Annotated in this window: 18 protein-coding genes; 9 read left to right on the forward strand and 9 right to left on the reverse strand. The window is 58.6% G+C overall.

Features of this window, described 5'->3' with window-relative positions; genetic code table 11:
• The first annotated feature begins 118 nt into the window (after positions 1-118).
• The 7 genes from ACYQ54_RS04815 to ACYQ54_RS04845 all read left to right on the forward strand — a co-directional run bounded on the left by ACYQ54_RS04815 (position 119) and on the right by ACYQ54_RS04845 (position 8,065).
• Positions 119-481, forward strand: a complete 363-nt coding sequence (locus tag ACYQ54_RS04815) for an ArsR/SmtB family transcription factor (protein WP_460079844.1) — start codon at positions 119-121, stop codon at positions 479-481.
• On the forward strand, positions 478-978 hold the full coding sequence (locus tag ACYQ54_RS04820) for an SRPBCC family protein (protein ID WP_460079846.1): 501 nt from the start codon (positions 478-480) through the stop codon (positions 976-978). Before ACYQ54_RS04815 ends, ACYQ54_RS04820 begins: the two co-directional genes overlap by 4 nt.
• A 394-nt stretch (positions 979-1,372) precedes the next feature.
• Complete coding sequence (locus ACYQ54_RS04825; RefSeq protein ID WP_460079848.1) at positions 1,373-1,876, forward strand: putative pterin-binding protein; 504 nt, start codon at positions 1,373-1,375, stop codon at positions 1,874-1,876.
• On the forward strand, positions 1,873-4,182 hold the full coding sequence (locus ACYQ54_RS04830; protein WP_460079850.1) for an ATP-binding protein: 2,310 nt from the start codon (positions 1,873-1,875) through the stop codon (positions 4,180-4,182). The genes ACYQ54_RS04825 and ACYQ54_RS04830 overlap by 4 nt, the downstream gene beginning before the upstream one ends.
• On the forward strand, positions 4,179-5,267 hold the full coding sequence (locus tag ACYQ54_RS04835; RefSeq protein ID WP_460079852.1) for an HD domain-containing phosphohydrolase: 1,089 nt from the start codon (positions 4,179-4,181) through the stop codon (positions 5,265-5,267). The genes ACYQ54_RS04830 and ACYQ54_RS04835 overlap by 4 nt, the downstream gene beginning before the upstream one ends.
• A gap of 566 nt (positions 5,268-5,833) precedes the next feature.
• The gene (locus tag ACYQ54_RS04840; protein ID WP_460079854.1) at positions 5,834-7,390 is read left to right on the forward strand and encodes a 2-isopropylmalate synthase; all 1,557 of its coding nucleotides are present in this window, start codon (positions 5,834-5,836) and stop codon (positions 7,388-7,390) included.
• 129 nt (positions 7,391-7,519) lie between these two features.
• A complete protein-coding gene (locus ACYQ54_RS04845; protein ID WP_460079856.1) occupies positions 7,520-8,065 on the forward strand; it encodes a P-loop NTPase family protein in 546 nt (181 codons plus the stop codon).
• An 87-nt stretch (positions 8,066-8,152) separates the two neighbouring features.
• Here ACYQ54_RS04845 and ACYQ54_RS04850 read toward each other — a convergent pair whose 3' ends face one another.
• Positions 8,153-8,569 carry a 4-oxalocrotonate tautomerase gene (locus tag ACYQ54_RS04850; protein WP_460079859.1) on the reverse strand — a complete coding sequence of 139 codons (417 nt, stop codon included), beginning with the start codon at positions 8,567-8,569 and terminating at the stop codon, positions 8,153-8,155.
• Positions 8,570-8,687: 118 nt separating this feature from the next.
• Here ACYQ54_RS04850 and ACYQ54_RS04855 point away from each other — a divergent pair, with 118 nt between their 5' ends.
• Complete coding sequence (locus tag ACYQ54_RS04855) at positions 8,688-9,272, forward strand: TetR/AcrR family transcriptional regulator (RefSeq protein WP_460079860.1); 585 nt, start codon at positions 8,688-8,690, stop codon at positions 9,270-9,272.
• Positions 9,273-9,289: 17 nt separating this feature from the next.
• Here the strand turns inward: ACYQ54_RS04855 and ACYQ54_RS04860 are convergent, their stop codons facing one another.
• The 3 genes from ACYQ54_RS04860 to miaA all read right to left on the reverse strand — a co-directional run bounded on the left by ACYQ54_RS04860 (position 9,290) and on the right by miaA (position 11,634).
• Positions 9,290-9,835 carry a GNAT family N-acetyltransferase gene (locus ACYQ54_RS04860; protein WP_460079862.1) on the reverse strand — a complete coding sequence of 182 codons (546 nt, stop codon included), beginning with the start codon at positions 9,833-9,835 and terminating at the stop codon, positions 9,290-9,292.
• A gap of 81 nt (positions 9,836-9,916) precedes the next feature.
• The gene (locus tag ACYQ54_RS04865; RefSeq protein ID WP_460079863.1) at positions 9,917-10,456 is read right to left on the reverse strand and encodes a GNAT family N-acetyltransferase; all 540 of its coding nucleotides are present in this window, start codon (positions 10,454-10,456) and stop codon (positions 9,917-9,919) included.
• 209 nt (positions 10,457-10,665) lie between these two features.
• Positions 10,666-11,634, reverse strand: a complete 969-nt coding sequence (miaA, locus tag ACYQ54_RS04870) for a tRNA (adenosine(37)-N6)-dimethylallyltransferase MiaA (protein WP_460079864.1) — start codon at positions 11,632-11,634, stop codon at positions 10,666-10,668.
• Here miaA and serB point away from each other — a divergent pair.
• Positions 11,618-12,508 carry a phosphoserine phosphatase SerB gene (gene serB, locus ACYQ54_RS04875; RefSeq protein WP_460079867.1) on the forward strand — a complete coding sequence of 297 codons (891 nt, stop codon included), beginning with the start codon at positions 11,618-11,620 and terminating at the stop codon, positions 12,506-12,508. The genes miaA and serB overlap by 17 nt on opposite strands.
• A 210-nt stretch (positions 12,509-12,718) precedes the next feature.
• Here the strand turns inward: serB and ACYQ54_RS04880 are convergent, their stop codons facing one another.
• The 5 genes from ACYQ54_RS04880 to ACYQ54_RS04900 form a co-directional block, all read right to left on the reverse strand.
• Positions 12,719-14,206, reverse strand: coding sequence for a Do family serine endopeptidase (locus ACYQ54_RS04880; RefSeq protein WP_460079870.1), 1,488 nt, complete (start codon positions 14,204-14,206; stop codon positions 12,719-12,721).
• A 131-nt stretch (positions 14,207-14,337) separates the two neighbouring features.
• The gene (locus ACYQ54_RS04885) at positions 14,338-14,523 is read right to left on the reverse strand and encodes a DUF2065 domain-containing protein (RefSeq protein WP_460079872.1); all 186 of its coding nucleotides are present in this window, start codon (positions 14,521-14,523) and stop codon (positions 14,338-14,340) included.
• Entirely contained in the window at positions 14,520-15,455 is a 936-nt protein-coding gene (gene hflC, locus ACYQ54_RS04890) for a protease modulator HflC (protein ID WP_460079873.1), read from the reverse strand. Before hflC ends, ACYQ54_RS04885 begins: the two co-directional genes overlap by 4 nt.
• 2 nt (positions 15,456-15,457) lie before the next feature.
• Positions 15,458-16,651 (reverse strand): FtsH protease activity modulator HflK, encoded by a 1,194-nt coding sequence (gene hflK, locus ACYQ54_RS04895; protein ID WP_460079875.1) that lies wholly within the window; start codon positions 16,649-16,651, stop codon positions 15,458-15,460.
• Between the two features lie 232 nt (positions 16,652-16,883).
• The gene (locus tag ACYQ54_RS04900) at positions 16,884-17,357 is read right to left on the reverse strand and encodes a GNAT family N-acetyltransferase (protein WP_460079878.1); all 474 of its coding nucleotides are present in this window, start codon (positions 17,355-17,357) and stop codon (positions 16,884-16,886) included.

The raw sequence follows: 17,357 nt of genomic DNA on the forward strand, positions 1-17,357 counted from the left end.
TCCGGTCGTCAGGGGCACGTTCGGTTTTCAAACGCGCCGCATCTGACCAGGCGGAAATTGAGCCGGTGTCGCGCGCCACCCATTTACTCAACCAATTAGTTGACTATAATGAAGCCGGATGATAGTCAACCAAAAGGTTCACTTTATGGTCGCACCCGACATGCCCCAACTCGATGCCACTTTTGCAGCCCTCAGCGATGGCACCCGCCGCGCGATCGTTGCCCGGCTTGCCGAAGGCGAGACGTCCCTGTCGGACCTCGCCGAACCGTTCGACATGTCATTGACGGCGGTGTCAAAACACCTGCGGGTTCTCTCGGATGCCGGGCTGGTCGATATCGAAAAACGGGGCCGCACCCGTCATTGCCGCCTGCGCGGTGCACCGATCAAGGAAGCTGTCGACTGGCTGAGCAAATACGAAGCCTTCTGGATCGACCGTTTCGATGCCCTCGCCCGCCATCTCGCCAAGGAGAGTGAAAAATGACCGCCGAACAGCAACCCCATGCGTTCCTGACATCCAGTCCCGGCCAGGAGCCGGTGCTCGTGGAAGGCCTGTTCCGGGCTGACCCGGGTCGGGTCTTTCGTGCCTTCACCGAACCCGATGAGGTCCGATGCTGGTTCGTGCCGAAGTCCGGCGGGCTGGTATCTGCGGAGATCGATCTGCAGGTGGGCGGACGCTGGTGCTTCGTCATTGAGAAGACGGCGGAAAAGCAGATCCATTTCGAAGGGGAATATCTGACCATTGAAGCGCCGAACCGCCTCGAGTTTTCCTGGCGCCATGTCCAGGAATTCGCGGACGGCACGCGAGAGGCGACCGATACCTCCAGAGTGTCCGTGAGCTTTACCGAGGTGGGCAAGGCGACGGAGGTCAAGCTGCGTCACGAGGCCATCAAGAGCGAAGATGCCCGCCGTGGGGTCGGTGGTGGCTGGAACGGCTGCTTCGGACGACTGGCTGATCTTGTCAGCCTTCAAGACGGCTAGGGTGTGGCCTCATAAATGAAGATGAAATGGTTTGAGGCGGACTGGTCTTCCTGAAGGCGCGGAAGCGCAGGAAATGGATCTGGCCACGTACTTGAGCATAGCTTGAATTGGGAAGACTTCGGGTTGCGACGTTCAACGGCGCCCAACTGTTGGAACGCTTTTAGCTCAAAATTGAATCAAACAATTTCAACGCCTCGCAAGTCGATCAAGGTATTGATTTATAGAAACAAAAACGTAAAAATAATTACTTTATTTGATGAAATTAACTGACTGTTTCCCCAATTGATTTCCATTTGATTAAAGGATCGCGGCGTATCCAGGTTCCGTAGAGAAACTGCCAAAGACAACGTTTCTGTCAGATTTTACAGTAACGCATAAGCAAACAGGAAACGCCATGAAGACTTTACTGAGCACCCTAGCTGGTGCGCTGCTGATCACCTCTGCCGTTCAGGCCGCCAGCCTGCCCACCCCGACAGGTGAAATCGTTCTCGTGGTTACCGGAAATATCGCCAACACCAACAAGGGCAACAGCGCCGAATTCGACATGGACATGCTGGAAAACCTCACGGGAACTTCCAGAACGCTTGAAACTCCGTGGACCGAAGGCACCACCGCTTTTTCCGGCCCGCAGTTGCAGGCACTGCTTGAAGAAGTCGGCGCACATGGGTCCAAGCTGATCGTCAAGGCCCTCAACGACTACAGCGCCGAAGTGCCGGTGGAAGACGCCGAGAAGTTCGACACCATGCTGGCGACGAAAATGAACGGCGACTACATGTCCATTCGCGACAAGGGCCCCTTGTTCCTGATCTACCCTTTCGACACGAACCCGGAACTGTTCAACGAGAAATACTTTTCCCGTTCGGTCTGGCAGATCCGTGAAGTTGAAGTCGTCGAGTGAAAAGTCAGCTCGAAATAGGCGGTAAGGCCGTTGAACAGGCGGCACGGGCGACGAAATCCGTTCTCGTCGTCCAGATCTTTCTTGTCTGTACTGTTCTTGCGATCTTTTCCTTGCTGGTAAAGCGGGAAGGACAGCTGCAAGACGCAATCCGTGAGGATGCGATCTGGGCCGTCTACCAACTCGACCGGGAAGTTCGGGCCGTCTACGAACTGGTGCAACATGTCAGATATCGTATCGGCGAGGCAGGTACGGAAGCGGCAGAACAAGCCGTGTCGCCGCGCGATGTCGTGATGCGCTATGACATCCTCTATTCGCGCCTCTCCGTCCTTGCCAACTCGAAATACAACATCTTCTTCGAGCAAAGTCCGAGCTTCAGATCCCGAATTTCGAGCATCGAAACGAAAATCCTGAACCTCGAGCCTGTGTTCAACAAGATCGCGGCGCAAAAGAGCTACGTCGATATCGAGTTCGCGCCTGTCGAAGGAACCCTGGGGGAAATTCGCAGCTCTACCAACGAGTTCCTTGTGCGCACGAACGCAACGATTTCCGAAGCGCGTGCTGATGCCAGAAACGATGTCTTCAACGTACAGATGCTGGCATTTCTGTTCATGTTCGCGATCGTCGTTGCAGCGCTGTTTCTGGCGTTGCACATGCTTCGCCAGGTTCGCATCGTGAAACAGACGCGCGAAGGCATGACCAAGGCCGCCGCGGAATTCGAGAAAGCCTATGAGGCTGCAGAAGCCGGCAACAAAGCCAAATCTGCGTTCCTGGCCACCATTGGTCATGAGATTCGCACGCCATTGAACGGTATTCTGGGCATGGCAGAACTTCTGGCGCAAAAACCGCTGCCGGAAGAAGAAACGGGTTACGTACGCACCATCAACAGCTCCGGCAGGGCCTTGCTAGAAATGATCAACGAAATCCTCGATTTCGCCAAGATCGAATATGGTTCGCTACAGTCGGAGCAGATCGTCTTCCGGCTCGATGAACTTGTCCGGGAAGCAGCAGCGGTCGTCGAAGGCCAGGCGATTGAGCAAAACGACGACCTCACGCTGTTTATCGACCCGGTACTTGAAAGGGCGTTCATCAAGAGCGACCCCACCAGATTGAAGCGAGTTTTGCTCAACCTCCTGTCCAATGCCGTGAAGTTCACCGAAAACGGCTCGATCTGCGTCCACGTCACTGCCAGAAATGTAACAGACGAGGCCCTGAAGCTGCATATCAGCGTCACGGACTCCGGCATCGGCATTGCAGAAGAAGCGCAACAACAGCTGTTCACTGCTTTCCACCAGGTCGACTCCTCGATCAGCCGGCGGTTTGGCGGCACTGGGCTCGGACTTGCCATCTGCAAGCAGATCGTTGAGGCACTTGGTGGCGAGATCGATGTTGCCAGCATTCCCGGCCATGGAGCGACTTTCAGTTTCACGGTTCCGGTGCAGCGCGCACAGGCCCCTGCCGCGAATCCTGTCGGACGGGAAGACAGCTCGGCACTGTCTCGTTCAGTACCGCGTCTGCGCATTCTGCTCGTGGAAGACAACGTCATCAATCAGCGCGTCGCGGCAAAGTTCCTGGCAAAGCTGGGACAGGAGGTCACCATCGCCAGCGATGGCAGGCAGGCGGTCGAACGGGTGCAGGACACCCCCTTTGATCTCGTATTGATGGACCTGCAGATGCCCGACCTTGACGGTATTTCCGCGACACGCCTCATTCGAGATCTCGGCGCTCCATTCAATACCCTGACGATCATCGCGATGACGGCGAATGCATCGGACCAGCACCGCCAGGAATGCCTCGACGCAGGCATGAATGCCTTTGAATCAAAACCTGTCACGTTCCAGCGGCTCGCGGCAATCCTTCGGGAATACGCCCCTTCGCAAATATCGATCGACGACATCACGACACCCGCGCCTGAGGAGGCCGTGGATCCGGCGAGCTCGGCACAGTCGAACACAACTGGCCCCAACACCAACGTGGTTCGCCTTGCCGGGGATGAAACTGGTGATGCCAGACAAGCCGAACTTGTGACCGAACTTGGTGAAGAGGTCTTCCACGCACTGGTGAATGCCTTTTTCGAGAATGCCGACACACTTGTTGCGCAGATCTCCACGGCGGCGGCCTCCGGTGACGCGGAGACCTTCGACCGGCTGCTGCACACGCTGAAAGGCGCGTCGGACAACCTTGGATTTACCACTCTCTCAAGAACTGCCGACACCCTTCGCGCCAGCATCGAGACCTCAAACCAGGGGACTCTGCTGACGGTGGAGCTGGAAAAAGCAAAAACCCGATACCGGAGGATAGCGATATGAACGAGACACCTCTTGCCGACACCGACTTCCGCATCCTGCTGGTCGAAGACGATCCCACCAACCGCATGATCATGGAGAGGCTCGTGGAACGCATCCCCGGGTGCCGGGCGATCAGCTTTTCCAATCCTGTCGACCTGATCGCCAGGCTCGACACGATCCAGTTCGATGTGGGGATCGTCGACTATCAGTTGCCGGGCCTCAACGGCATCGAACTTATCAAGGAAATCCATCAGCACCTGGAACACACCGACAAGCCGATGGTGATCGTGACGGCAGACAAGGACCGCGGCACCCGGATTGAAGCGTTGACTTGTGGTGCCGTCGATTTTCTGAACAAACCGCTTGAGATCGTGGAATTCAAGGCGCGCGTCCGGAACTTGACCAAGCTTGCCGAGGCACAGCGCAAGTTGTCCACCCGGGCGGAATGGCTGAAGGAGGAAGTCGACAGGGCTACCACGGAACTCAGGAAGCGCGGCGAGGAAATCGTTCACCGGCTGATCCTTGCTTCCGAATATAAGGATCTCGACACCGCCATGCATACCTTACGCATGGCGAACTTCTGCGAGCTGATCGCCGAAGAACTCGGCATGAGCATGGAGTTTCGGCGAGATCTCAAGATGGCTGCCCCGATGCACGATATCGGCAAGGTTGGCATTCCGGACCGGATCATGCTGAAACGCGGCCCCCTCACCCCCGAGGAACGCGAGGAAATCAATCGGCATACGGAAATCGGTGCGGGCATTCTCAAGGGCTCCAGCTGCCGGCTGCTGCAGGTGGCCACCCAGATTGCCGCAACCCATCACGAACGCTGGGACGGCACCGGCTACCCCAACGGCCTGCGCGGCGAGGAAATTCCGCTGGTCGGCCGGATTGCTGCCGTCGCCGATGTCTTCGATGCCCTGACGACCGAACGCCCGTACAAATCCGCATGGAACAACGAGCGGGCCTTCGGCTTTCTGGAAGAAAAAGCAGGCAGTGACTTCGATCCCGAATGTGTTGCCGCCTTCCTCAGCAAAAGGCGGGAGGTGGAAAAGATCCAGGCCCGGTTCGCTGATGAGCCGATGCAGGCGGCTGCAAACGGTTGAGACAGCCTGCCTGCTCCCCCCTTCGCGGCGCTGATGAACTGTCCGGTCTTTCTTGCGATAAACGTGAGCAGACCGGACTGGTATCGGACAGCACACAGGTGCTGCGGCGTTCCTGAGGCTCCGCCCCACATTCGTCCGATACCTCGCAAACCGGCCTGCATATCGGCGCTGCAGGTCGTGCCAAATGTGCAAGCTTCGGAAAAGCTGGTTGCATCATGGTTCATCCTGACTTATGAACAATCCCCATTAACCGTCAGGTCACGCTTTTGCGCCACGCTTGGCGGACCAATTGAAAAGACGACCAAAGGCCAAGACAGACCCATGATCGCGGTTCGCGACATTTCTGGATCTTCTCGCAACGCGCTGGCTCAGCGCGGCGGCCTCATTCTACTTGGCGATCTCCTCCTTCTTAGATGCCCCTGAGCGTCGGCTGCTTCGCTTGTCTTTAGGCGGAACGGGCACTTAGGGGAGAGTTTTCAAAAAACCGCATCACGACCATCGGATCGCGCCACGCCTTTCCTTACCCGAGCGACCTAAGGCCCGATCCAAGCCAGGGACGAAACGACATGACTGCCACTTCCGAGAAGGACCAGGTCCGGATCTTCGACACCACATTGCGCGACGGCGAACAGTCGCCCGGCGCCTCCATGACACTGGAAGAAAAGCTGCAGATTGCAGAAATTCTCGACGACATGGGTGTCGACATCATCGAAGCCGGCTTCCCGATTGCCTCCAATGGCGACTTTGAAGCTGTCAGCGAAATCTCCAAACGGTCGAAAAACTCCGTTATCGCCGGCCTGGCGCGCGCCATCCACGCCGATATCGACCGCTGCGGCGAAGCCGTGAAACACGCCGGCAAGGGCCGCATCCACACCTTTGTCTCCACCTCGCCGATCCATCTGAAGTTCCAGATGAACAAGACCGAAGAGCAGGTGCTGGAAATCATCACCGACACGGTTACCCGCTCGCGCAACCTGATCGATGATGTAGAATGGTCCGCGATGGACGCAACCCGCACGCCGATCGATTATCTGTGCCGCTGCGTGGAAGCCGCCATCAAATGCGGAGCCACCACCATCAACTTGCCGGACACGGTCGGCTATGCCACCCCGGACGAATACAAGTCCCTGTTCGAGCAGATCCGCGAGCGCGTGCCAAATTCCGACCAGGCAATCTTCTCGGTTCATTGCCACAACGACCTGGGACTGGCGGTTGCCAACTCCCTGGCCGGTGTCGCCGGCGGTGCGCGCCAGATCGAATGCACCATCAACGGCCTGGGCGAACGCGCAGGCAATGCTGCGCTGGAAGAGATCGTCATGGCGATCCGCACGCGTAGCGACGTCCTGCCCTACATGACCCAGATCGACCCGAAATTCATGGTGCGCGCCTCCAAGATGGTGGCAGGAGCTTCCGGGTTCGCGGTTCAGTACAACAAGGCCATCGTTGGCAAGAACGCCTTTGCCCACGAAAGCGGCATCCACCAGGACGGCATGCTGAAGAATGCCGAAACCTACGAAATCATGCGTCCGGAAGATGTCGGCGTGAAAGCGACGTCCCTGGTCATGGGCAAGCATTCCGGCCGTCATGCCTTCCGCGACAAGCTGAAGGAGTTGGGCTTCGAACTGGGCGACAACGCCCTGCAGGATGCCTTCCGCCGCTTCAAGGACCTCGCCGACCGCAAGAAACACGTTTACGACGAGGACATCGAAGCCTTGGTCGAGGACGAAATCAGCATCCTGGGCGAAAGCACCAAGGTAATCGCGCTGACCGTGATTGCCGGCACCGGCGGTCCGCAGAAGGCGATCCTGACCATGGACGTCAACGGTCAGCACATCACCAAGGAAGCCACGGGCGACGGCCCGGTCGATGCCACGTTCAATGCCATCAAGGCAATCGTACCGCATGAGGCCAAGCTGTCGCTGTACCAGGTGCATGCGGTTACCGAAGGCACCGACGCACAGGCAGAAGTGTCTGTTCGCCTGGAAGCCGGCGGGCGGATCGCCACCGGCAAGGGTGCGGACACCGACACGCTGGTTGCCTCCGCCCGAGCCTATGTGTCGGCCATGAACAAGCTGGCCCTGCGCCAGCAAACCGGCAATCCGGGTGCGCTTGCCGCCGTCTAACGCCGAAAAACCTCCTGTTTTCGCTCAGGTGAACACAGGGCGCAGCCTGCCATGGCATGAAAAGCCTCCTGAACCTCCGGTTTTCCGGTAAGGTTCGGGAGGCTTTGTTTTTGTCGGGGAGGCAAACAGGTGGAAAGCCTTGGCACAGACGGAGAGATGAAGCGCGTGGTGATTGCCGGTTGCCCGGGCTCCGGCAAGTCCCGTGCTGCCAGAACCTTGAGCGACCTGACCGGTCTGCCTGTCATTCATCTGGACAGTCATTACTGGCAACCGGGCTGGCAGCGCCCTTCTCCCGAAGCCTGGCGTGCCACCATGAAGGAACTGATCGCCCGCCCCCGCTGGATCATGGACGGCAACTACGGCAGCACACTGGATCTGCGTCTCAAGGCAGCCGATACACTCGTCTATCTGGATTTTTCCACGCGGCTGTGCGCGTCGCGAGTACTCAGGCGCTCGTTCCTCGGCCTTGGCGGCACACGTGGAGGAGAACTGCCCGATGGCTGTCTGGAGCGGTTCGACTGGCCGTTTTTCAAGTTCGTACTCAATTACAGGCGGTCGCGGCGGGACCGCGATCTGGAAAGCATGCGCGCGTTCTCCGGAACACGCCATGTCTTCACCCGACCCCGGCAACTGAAACGCTTCCTCACCGGTCTGAATTCGGCGCAGGCCTCATGAGCTGAACCCGGCGATCGGCGGAACAGCAACGTGCTGTCCCTGCAAAGGGCCGCTCACGCGGCCCTTTCTTCGCTGCGAGGTCAAAAGTCAACCTTGAGCGATCCTTTCGGAAAGCTGGTTGTTGGTCATGGCCTCACCGTCCAGGTTCCAGGTCCCGTCCACTGTGTGCACCACGTTTGAATAGATGCGATCTCGCGGCAAACGGCCTTCCGCGGCCGCAGCGATGATATCGGTCGCTTCCTTGAAAAAGCCGACCTGAATGTCGCGCGCGGCGAGGGCAAAGGCTGGTGTCTTGCATTCCAGCCAGGCTCCCTCCACCGGCTCTCCACCGGACAGGGCCCCGTTTTTCGGCAGTGCCTGGATCTGCATGGTGACATTGGGTGTCATGACCTTGTTGCCGCCAAGCCCGTGCCATTTCAGGAAAGCTTCCGTGATCTTCTTGCCGGCTTTCAGACCGGCATCTTCTGTCATCACGCCTTGGGTGTAATTCAGTGCGAGTGGCATTTCCGTTTCCTTCAATTAAATATAACGGTCGCTATATTTTCTTACACACCCTATTTATGTAACGATCGTTATGAAGTCAACTTTTATATAACGATCGCTTTTTTATTGAGAGAACCGAATGGCAAAACAACAGCTTCGCAAGGCAGAAACACAAAAGGCCCTGCTTGCCGCGTCCAGCCGGGCCTTCCGGAGCGAAGGCTATTCGGGGGTCGGTGTCGATGCGATCGCCAAGTCGGCAGGCGCAACGTCCGGTGCGTTTTACGCCCATCTCGGCTCCAAGGACGGAGCCTTCCACGCAGCGCTGGAACTGGGTCTGAACGAAGTCATCACCACCATTCCCGACTACAGGCAACGCTTTGGCGACACATGGATCGAGGCTTTCGCCAGGTATTATCTTGGTGCGGCCCACCGGAAAGACCGCGCCTGCGGCTGCGCGATGACCGCACTGTCGCCCGACGTCGCACGCGCCAAACCCGAGACCCGCAAACTCTACGATGACAAGATGCAGGAAATTGCAGCCCTGGTCGCCGACGGTTTGCCGGCGGGTGATGCAGTGGACCGGCAGAACCGCGCCTGGGTCTTTCTCAGCATCCTGATCGGAGGACTGACCACGGCACGGGCGATGTCGGATGAAACGCTAGCGGAAACCGTGACCGCCGCCGCCCTGCCCGCGGCACTGCAGGCCGCCGGAGCTTCAACCTGACCAACCGCCCCGGGCAATCAGCCGACTGCCGGCTGATCCGGCGATTGAAGGTATTGCTGGCGTGTGATCCGGTAGAACCGGCAGGGCAGCCCGTGCTTCCTCATTTCCAGCCAGAAACGCAGTCCGGCCTTGCGCATCACACGTTGCGAGGCCTCATGTTCGGCAATCGCATAGGCAAACATGTGATCATGAGGTGTCTTATCGAAGAACCAGGCAACGAGAGCCTTCGCGATCTCGCTCGCATAGCCCTGCCCCCAGGCTGACCGCTTCAGGCTGTAGCCGAGCTCATGGCCCTCCGGATCCCGTTCTAAGGAAAACCCCGCACGGCCGATAAAGGTCCCTCCAACAGTTTCCAGCTTCCATTTGGAAATCCCGGTGAGGCGGTGATCACCGACATAGTTGGCAAGACGCCGCCGCACTTCATCCGGATCCATGATGGCGGGTCCAGGTGACAGGTAACGGTTGACCTCCGGGTCCGAATGCAGGTCCTGCAACAGCGGAAAATCATCTTCAGTAAAAGGCGAAAGGCGCAGCCTGCCAGTGGTCAGAATGGGGGTGTTCAAAATGGATTTCTCTCAAAAAAAGGGACCGTGACATACACGGTCCCGACGCATTTCCCGAAGTCCCGTAAGCCCCGGAAATGCCTAAGCACTCATGAGATAGGATTGCATGGACGGGCTCAGAAGCTGAAACACGTCCGCCTGCATTCCTTCGATCACTTTGCTTTCGCGGTGATAGAAACCGTTGCTCTTGACCACTTCTCGCATGGTCCGGTTATCGGTACGCACCACTGCGACCAGATGGGAAAAATAGGTATTTTCGAAGAACCAGTCCGACAGCGCAGCACAAAGGCGCTTAGGCAGATCCGGATCCTGGTCCAGCACGTCGAGACGCAGGCAGTAGTTCAGGCTGATCTCGGAAGTTTCGCTGACCGGTGTGAATCCGGCCCAGCCCAGAAACGCACCTTCCGACGACACCGCTTTCCATTTGGCAAACCCGAGGTCGTCCTGATTCTGCTGGGCAGACCTCACCAGTTCCTCCGCATCAACGACGGTGCAATTGGTTGAATATTCTGTGCATCGATTGCCGTAAGGATCGGAATGAAGATCTTTGACGAGGTGAATATCGGTTGGCGTGAAAGGGACGAGCCGCACTGAGCCGCATTCGAGTATGATCGTCTGCACCGTGTCCTCCCAGTCTAGGATTGCTTCAGGCCGTGCGCCGGCAGCGAATCCCGCCACCGTCTGCATGAGAGCCATGTAACCCTGAATTGTGCCATCGAGATGGCAGACAAAAGTATAAGATCAAATTTTGCAAAAATACATGCGCAATACCAACGAGTTACGCTCACACTGCTGCTGCACCGCACACATCACAGGTTGACGATGAGACGTCAAACCATTCGAAGAAATGCCTCCATGTCGATTAAGTCAGATGGATCAAGCCGTTGCCAATCGGCCATCTGGTTGCGAAACCAGGTTTCCTGTCGCTTTGCGTATTGACGCGTTGCAACAGTCAGCCTGTGGATGGTGTCTGCACAATCGGCGTCTCCAGCAAGATAGGCGCCGAGTTCCGGCACCCCGATTGCCCGCATGGCCGGCAACTTCTGCGACAGCCCCTTCGCCAGCAACCTCCGGACTTCGGCTAGACCTTCCTCGCTCACCATCAGCCGGGCACGCTGTTCTATGCGTTTGTGCAGCCAGGGCCGAGGCGGTGCCAGAACAACCCGGCAACACGCCTGCGCCGACAGAAGGGGTTGGGACTGGGCTTCCTGTTGCCATGCTTTCAGGGGGCGCCCCGTTGCAAGAAGCACTTCGAGGGCACGGGCGAGCCGTTGCGGATCCGCCAGCGTTTCAGCGGAGGCGGGATCACCTTCGGCAATCAGGCACCGCTTCAGCCCCGCCACCCCGTCAGTGTCGGCGATTGCCCTTGCCCGGGACCGGATTTCCTGCGGGATGTCCGGCATTTCGGCAAAGCCTTCGGTGAGGCCCTTGAAATAGAGCCCGGTGCCACCAACAAAAATGGGCATCTGGTCGTTTGCCCAGACAGCCTTCAGCTCCTGTTCCGCCATGCGCAGCCAGGCCCCGGTCGAAAAAGCGGTCGATGCCGGCAGCACACCATAAAGCCGGTGGGGAGCAACGGCCTCTTCCTCGGCACTCGGGCGTGCACTTACCAATCGCAAGTCTTCGTAAAGCTGCATGGAATCGGCATTGATGATGACGCCATTCAGCCTTTTGGCCAGCGTCAACGCCAAAGCGGACTTGCCGCTGGCGGTCGGCCCGGCTATCAGAATGGCGCGCCTGCCACTCACAGGCGTGCGATCACCGTCTTCCAGGGAACCGTCCATGTCTTTTGTTGCCACTTTGGTGTCCACTCCTACTGCGCCCGCAGTCGACGAGGATCTGGTCCGGCAGGCATCCGATGCGCTTGGCGCTTCCGGAACCTCGACCCGTCTTTCCGCAGGTGTCGCAGCGGATATCCGCTTTGAGGGGCTCAATGCAAGTGCCGCGGACGGTATCTTGCGCGAAGTGATTGGCCGTGCCCCCGTCGACGTCTTTGTGCAGAAGGAAGCGGGCCGCCGCAAGCACCTGCTGATCGCGGATATGGATTCAACCATGATCCGCCAGGAATGCATCGACGAACTGGCAGCCGAACTCGGCCTCAAGGATCGCATTTCTGAGATTACCGAACGGGCGATGCGCGGCGAGATCGATTTCGAACCGGCCCTGCGTGAACGTGTCGGCCTTCTTGCCGGTCTGCCGGTTTCGGCCATTGAGACCGTGCTTAGCAATCGGATCCAGCTGATGCCGGGTGGCCGCACACTGGTGCAGACAATGAAAGCCAACGGCGCTTATTGCGCACTGGTGTCAGGCGGCTTCACCCATTTCACATCCGCGGTCGCCACACTGATCGGCTTTGACGAGAACCAGGCCAACACGCTGCTGGAAGAAGACGGCAAACTGTCGGGCAAGGTCGGAGAACCGATCCTCGGCCGAGAGGCCAAGCGTGCACGCCTGGAATATCTCGTTGCGGAACGGGGTCTCGATTTTGCCGATACGCTCGCGGTCGGCGATGGTGCCAACGACCTTGCCATGATCGAACGCGCCGGAGCCGGCGTTGCGTATCGCGCAAAACCTGCTGTCGCCGCCGCTGCCGACTTCCGCATCGACCACGGCGACCTGACGGCCCTGCTCTATCTGCAAGGTTACGCGGAAAGCGACTTTGTTCTGAGTTAAGCAAGCAGGGCTGCAGAAGTGCCCATCTGACTGGAAGCCGGCGTGTCCCTGCTCAGCTCTCCAAGCTCACACTTTTCGTAAGAGCATGCGGCTCCTCCTTCGAGACAGGCCTCCGTCCGTTGTCAGGACGCGCCTGAAGACAATGGCACACGGACAAAAAAAGGGCACCTTTCGGCGCCCTTTTCGTTCAGATCCTGAAGTCCGGGAGGATCACTCGTCCTCGATCCGCACCGGGACAAAGCGAACATCCCCTGTCGGATTGGCCAGCAGAAGCAGGGCCGAGCGGCGATTGTCCTTTTTCAGCTTGTCGATCTCGGCGATGACGTCTTCCGGAGTCTCGACCGTTTCCTGTGCGACCTCCTTGATGACATCGCCGGCCAACACCCGCTTTTCTTCGGCGGAGGAACCCGGCTTCACTTCCGTGACAACAACGCCGCTGACGTCTTCGTCGATGGAGAACTGCTTGCGCAGATTGTCGTCCAGAACCGCAAGCGACATGCCGAGCACTTCGCTCTTTTCGACCGGCTGTTCGGCAGGCTGTTCTTCCTCGGTCGCACTGGCTTCGCTCACCTCGGTCTCAACGAGCTGCTCAAGGATCACGCTGATGGTGACTTCCTCGCCCTTGCGCAGGACCGTCACTTCAACTTCCTTGCCGATTTCCGTTTCGGCCACCATGCGCGGCAGTTCCCGCATCGTGTCGACGTCCTTGCCGTCGAACCTGATAATCACGTCACCCGGCTCGATTTTCGCCTTGGCCGCAGGACCGTCGTCGGTCACACCGGCAACCAGCGCTCCCATGGCCTTGTCCATCGCCAGGCTGTCTGCAATCTCGTCCGTGACTTCCTGAATGCGAACACCCAGCCAGCCGCGACGCGTCTCGCCGAACTTGCGCAACTGGTCGATGACGGTCACGGCGGTGTTGGCAGGGATTGCGAAACCGATACCGATGGACCCGCCGGAGGGTGAGATGATGGCCGTATTGATGCCGATCACATTGCCATCCATATCGAACAGCGGCCCACCCGAGTTGCCCCGGTTGATGGACGCGTCGGTCTGGATGAAGTTGTCGTAGGGGCCGGAGTTGATATCGCGGTTGCGTGCCGAAACGATACCCACGGTCACCGTGCCGCCAAGACCGAACGGGTTGCCGATCGCCATCACCCAGTCGCCGACGCGAATGGCTTCGCTGTCGCCGAACTTGACGTCCTTCAGCGGCGTTGTCGGCTCCACCTGCAGCACTGCAAGGTCGGTTTTCTCATCGGTGCCGAGGAGTGTCGCCTTCAGCTTGGTGCCGTCGTTGAAGTTGGCAGTGATTTCGTCCGCACCCTCGATCACGTGATTGTTGGTGATGATGATGCCGGCTTCACCGTCGATGACAAAGCCCGAGCCGAGGGACTGAACCCGTCGCGGCTGGTCGTCGTCCCGGTTCTGCCGGTTGAAGAATTCTTCGAAGAACTCCTGGAAGGGCGATCCTTCCGGAACCTGCGGCATTGGTACGGAACGGCGGCCCTGCACGGTTTGAGCGGTGGAAATATTCACCACTGCGTCCGCAAGGCCTTCCGCCAGATCCGCAACGGACACAGGTCCTTGTGCGTTTGCTGCCTGGATAGGCTGAAAAGCTGCCATTCCACCGATAAAGATGCCCGCTGCTACTGCGGCGATCCTGGTCATCCGACGGCGAATACTTTGTGGAGCCATAGGGCTTTCTCCTCATCCCAGCCGGTTGGACTGCAGTCAGAACACTGACAGTCGATGGGTTTGTTCCGGTCCTTGGTTCAGAATATAGAACGGGCGGGAAGATTTTGCGCCTCCCGCCCGAAAACTTTTCGTTATCCGCGTATCATCCACACAAGAAATACGCCTATCACCGCAACGATCAGGCCCGTGGCCCGCAAGGTCTGGTCCGATGTCTCCAGCGCGCTCCGGATGATGGACTTCATGCCACCAGGCACGAGCGCGTAGAGAACACCTTCAAGCACCAGCACCAGGCCAAGCGCCGTTACCAGATCGCTCATTGTGCGGCGAGTGACGGGTTCCGGTCGGATACACCCTGGCTACCGTTCCCGTCGGCGCCCGGAGCCGGCAAGATTCCGGACGGGTCCTTGAAGAAGCGGAAGAAGCTGGAATCGGGCGACAGCACCAGGCTGGTATCGCCGGACCGCAATCCTGCTTCATAGGCCTGCATGGACCGGTAGAACGCGAAGAATTCCGGATCGGCACCGAAAGCCTCGGCAAAGATCCGGTTTCTTTCCGCATCGCCGGTACCGCGCTCGATTTCGGAATCCCTTCTCGCTTCGGCGACAAGAACGGTCGCGTCGCGATCCGCACGGGACCGGATCCTGCGGGCAGCTTCTTCACCCTGTGCACGGATTTCCGTTGCTTCCTGCTGACGCTCGGTCTGCATGCGGGCGTAGATCGCCTGGGAGTTGGCGTCAGGCAGATCCGCGCGACGGATCTTCACGTCGATCACCTCGATGCCGAGCTGTTCGGCATTGGCATCGATATCACGGCGAATGTTTTCCATCACGCCTGTGCGGTCGTCGCGAACGAGCGCCGCGAAGCTGGTCCGGCCGACTTCGGAACGCAGCGAGGACTGCAGAAACGTCGACAGGCGCCGGTTGGCGGTCTGAATGTTCTGAACGCGCTGGTAGAAAAGCACCGGATTGGAAATCTGGTACCGTGCGAAAGCATCCACGATCAGTCGCTTCTTGTCCGAAGTGATCGGCTCAAGCGGCGGCATGTTCAAGTTGAGGATGCGCTTGTCGAAATAGACGACATTCTGAACGAACGGGATCTTGAAATAGATGCCCGGTTCCTTCTTCGGCTGTTCGACGATCTTGCCGAACTGCAGAACGAGTGCCTGCTGTGTCGGATTGACGATGAAGACCGAGAGATACGCGATGACCGCTGCGATCAGCAGAATGATTGCAAGAATACCGCTACGCATGATCAGTTGCCTCCCGCGCGTTGTGCAGGGGCGGTCTGACGCCCGTTCAGGTCATTCAGCGGCAGGAACGGCAACACGCCGGAGCCTGTCGAGTCGCTGTCGATGATGATCTTGTTGTTCGAGCCCAAAACTTTTTCCAGGGTTTCGAGATAGAGACGCTCGCGAGTCACGTCCGGAGCTTTCTTGTACTCTTCATAGATCTTTGTGAAACGCTGGGACTGACCGGTTGCCTCGGCAATGGTCTGGTCCTTGTAGGCGTTTGCGGCTTCCAGCACGCGTGCTGCTTCACCGCGCGCTTCCGGAACCACCCGGTTGGCATAGGCCTTTGCTTCGTTGCTGATGCGCTCTTCGTCGGCACGTGCAGCCTGCACGTCGCGGAAGGCATCGATCACCTGCGCAGGCGGATCGACCCGCTGCATCTGAACTTCGCCAATCTCGATACCCGACTGATAGCTGTCGAGCGTCTTCTGCATCAGGCTGGCAACGTCGTTCTGGATGGAGACGCGGTTTTCCGTGAGGATGGAATCGATCTTCGATCCGCCGACAACCTCGCGCATCGCGCTCTCGGCAACGGCTTTCACGGTCGCTTCCGGGTCCTGGATATTGAACAGGTAGTCGGCGATACCGTCATTGGTATTCCGGATGCGCCACAGCACCTTGAACCCGACGTCGACGATGTTTTCATCGCCGGTCAGCATCAGGCTTTCTTCCTGAACGTCACGTGCCCGGACCACGCCCGAGCTGCTGACGCTTTCTTCGGTTCCGACAGTGGTTTCGCGCTGCAGTTCGACCTTCGGGGTATAAACTTCACCAACCGGATAGGGCCAGTTGTAGTTCAGGCCCGGAGGGGTCTGGTCCTCGACCTTGCCGAGCACCAGTTCGACACCGACTTCACCTTCGTCGACCACATAAAAGCCGAATGCCAGCCAGACGATGAGTGCCACGCCGGCCACGATCCCGCCGCCGATGAAGCCCAGACCGCCGCCGCCACCGCCCGGAAGGACGTTGCGCATGCGGTCTTGTGTGCGTTTCAGGAGCTCTTCAAGGTCCGGTGGGTTGTTGCCTCCCCGGTTGGGGCCTCCACCCCATGGGCCGTTGCTGTTACCGCCACCGCCACCGCCGCTGCCCCATGGGCCGCCGTTGTTTCCGCCACCTTTCCAGGGGCCACCGCCACCTGACTGATTGCTCCAAGGCATCAAAACTTCCTTCTTTGACGTCCGGCTGATCGTGCCGGACAGGGATTTTCACCCGTTCTGACTCACCGTTGGTTATAGGGAGGTTACCGTGCGCTTTCAACGGAAAGCCCCGCGTAAAAACCTCGCAAAACCCGCGTGTTCCCGTGCCGCAGGTGGTAGCAACGGAGCGGACTGTCAAGACTGAGCGAACAATTGGCCGCACCCCGGCGGAAATCCGCCCCGCGCGAGCGGTTCAGGTCGACTTCGCAGAACGGACCATGTCGACATGCGGAATGCCGTCTTCAATGTATTCTTCCGATACGGCCGCAAACCCCAGAGAGCCGTAAAAAGCCTCCAGATAGGACTGCGCGGAAACGTGGATCGTGCACCCTGGTACCAGTTCCTCAGCCTTGTCGATACCGGCCCGCATCATGAGGCGTCCGAGCCCGGAGCCTCTGCCGGCCTTTGCAATCACAACCCGCCCGATCCGGGCTCTGTTCTTCTGTGGTTCGGTAAAAAGGCGAATTGCCCCCAGCAGGGCTCCATCCTGTCCATCCCTGATCAGATAGTGCAGCGCCGTCTGGTCCTTGCCGTCGATGTCGGCATACAAGGATGCCTGCTCCAGAACGAACACGTTCTGGCGGAGCCGGAGTACCTCATAAAGGTCATTGAGACTGAGTTCATCGAAGGCAGCCCAACGGGCCGTCAGATTGGCGGGTAAACTCAT

The sequence above is a fragment of the Roseibium sp. LAB1 genome (genome assembly GCF_054658235.1).

Bases quoted from the DNA above. Each gene is read 5' to 3' on its own strand.
- ACYQ54_RS04900 (WP_460079878.1), bottom strand. From the start codon at position 17,357: ATGAGTTTACCCGCCAATCTGACGGCCCGTTGGGCTGCCTTCGATGAA.
- ACYQ54_RS04835 (WP_460079852.1), top strand. From the start codon at position 4,179: ATGAACGAGACACCTCTTGCCGACACCGACTTCCGCATCCTGCTGGTC.
- ACYQ54_RS04855 (WP_460079860.1), top strand. From the start codon at position 8,688: ATGGCAAAACAACAGCTTCGCAAGGCAGAAACACAAAAGGCCCTGCTT.
- ACYQ54_RS04815 (WP_460079844.1), top strand. From the start codon at position 119: ATGATAGTCAACCAAAAGGTTCACTTTATGGTCGCACCCGACATGCCC.
- ACYQ54_RS04825 (WP_460079848.1), top strand. From the start codon at position 1,373: ATGAAGACTTTACTGAGCACCCTAGCTGGTGCGCTGCTGATCACCTCT.
- hflC (WP_460079873.1), bottom strand. From the start codon at position 15,455: ATGCGTAGCGGTATTCTTGCAATCATTCTGCTGATCGCAGCGGTCATC.
- ACYQ54_RS04880 (WP_460079870.1), bottom strand. From the start codon at position 14,206: ATGGCTCCACAAAGTATTCGCCGTCGGATGACCAGGATCGCCGCAGTA.
- serB (WP_460079867.1), top strand. From the start codon at position 11,618: ATGTCTTTTGTTGCCACTTTGGTGTCCACTCCTACTGCGCCCGCAGTC.
- ACYQ54_RS04885 (WP_460079872.1), bottom strand. From the start codon at position 14,523: ATGAGCGATCTGGTAACGGCGCTTGGCCTGGTGCTGGTGCTTGAAGGT.
- ACYQ54_RS04840 (WP_460079854.1), top strand. From the start codon at position 5,834: ATGACTGCCACTTCCGAGAAGGACCAGGTCCGGATCTTCGACACCACA.
- hflK (WP_460079875.1), bottom strand. From the start codon at position 16,651: ATGCCTTGGAGCAATCAGTCAGGTGGCGGTGGCCCCTGGAAAGGTGGC.
- ACYQ54_RS04820 (WP_460079846.1), top strand. From the start codon at position 478: ATGACCGCCGAACAGCAACCCCATGCGTTCCTGACATCCAGTCCCGGC.
- ACYQ54_RS04850 (WP_460079859.1), bottom strand. From the start codon at position 8,569: ATGCCACTCGCACTGAATTACACCCAAGGCGTGATGACAGAAGATGCC.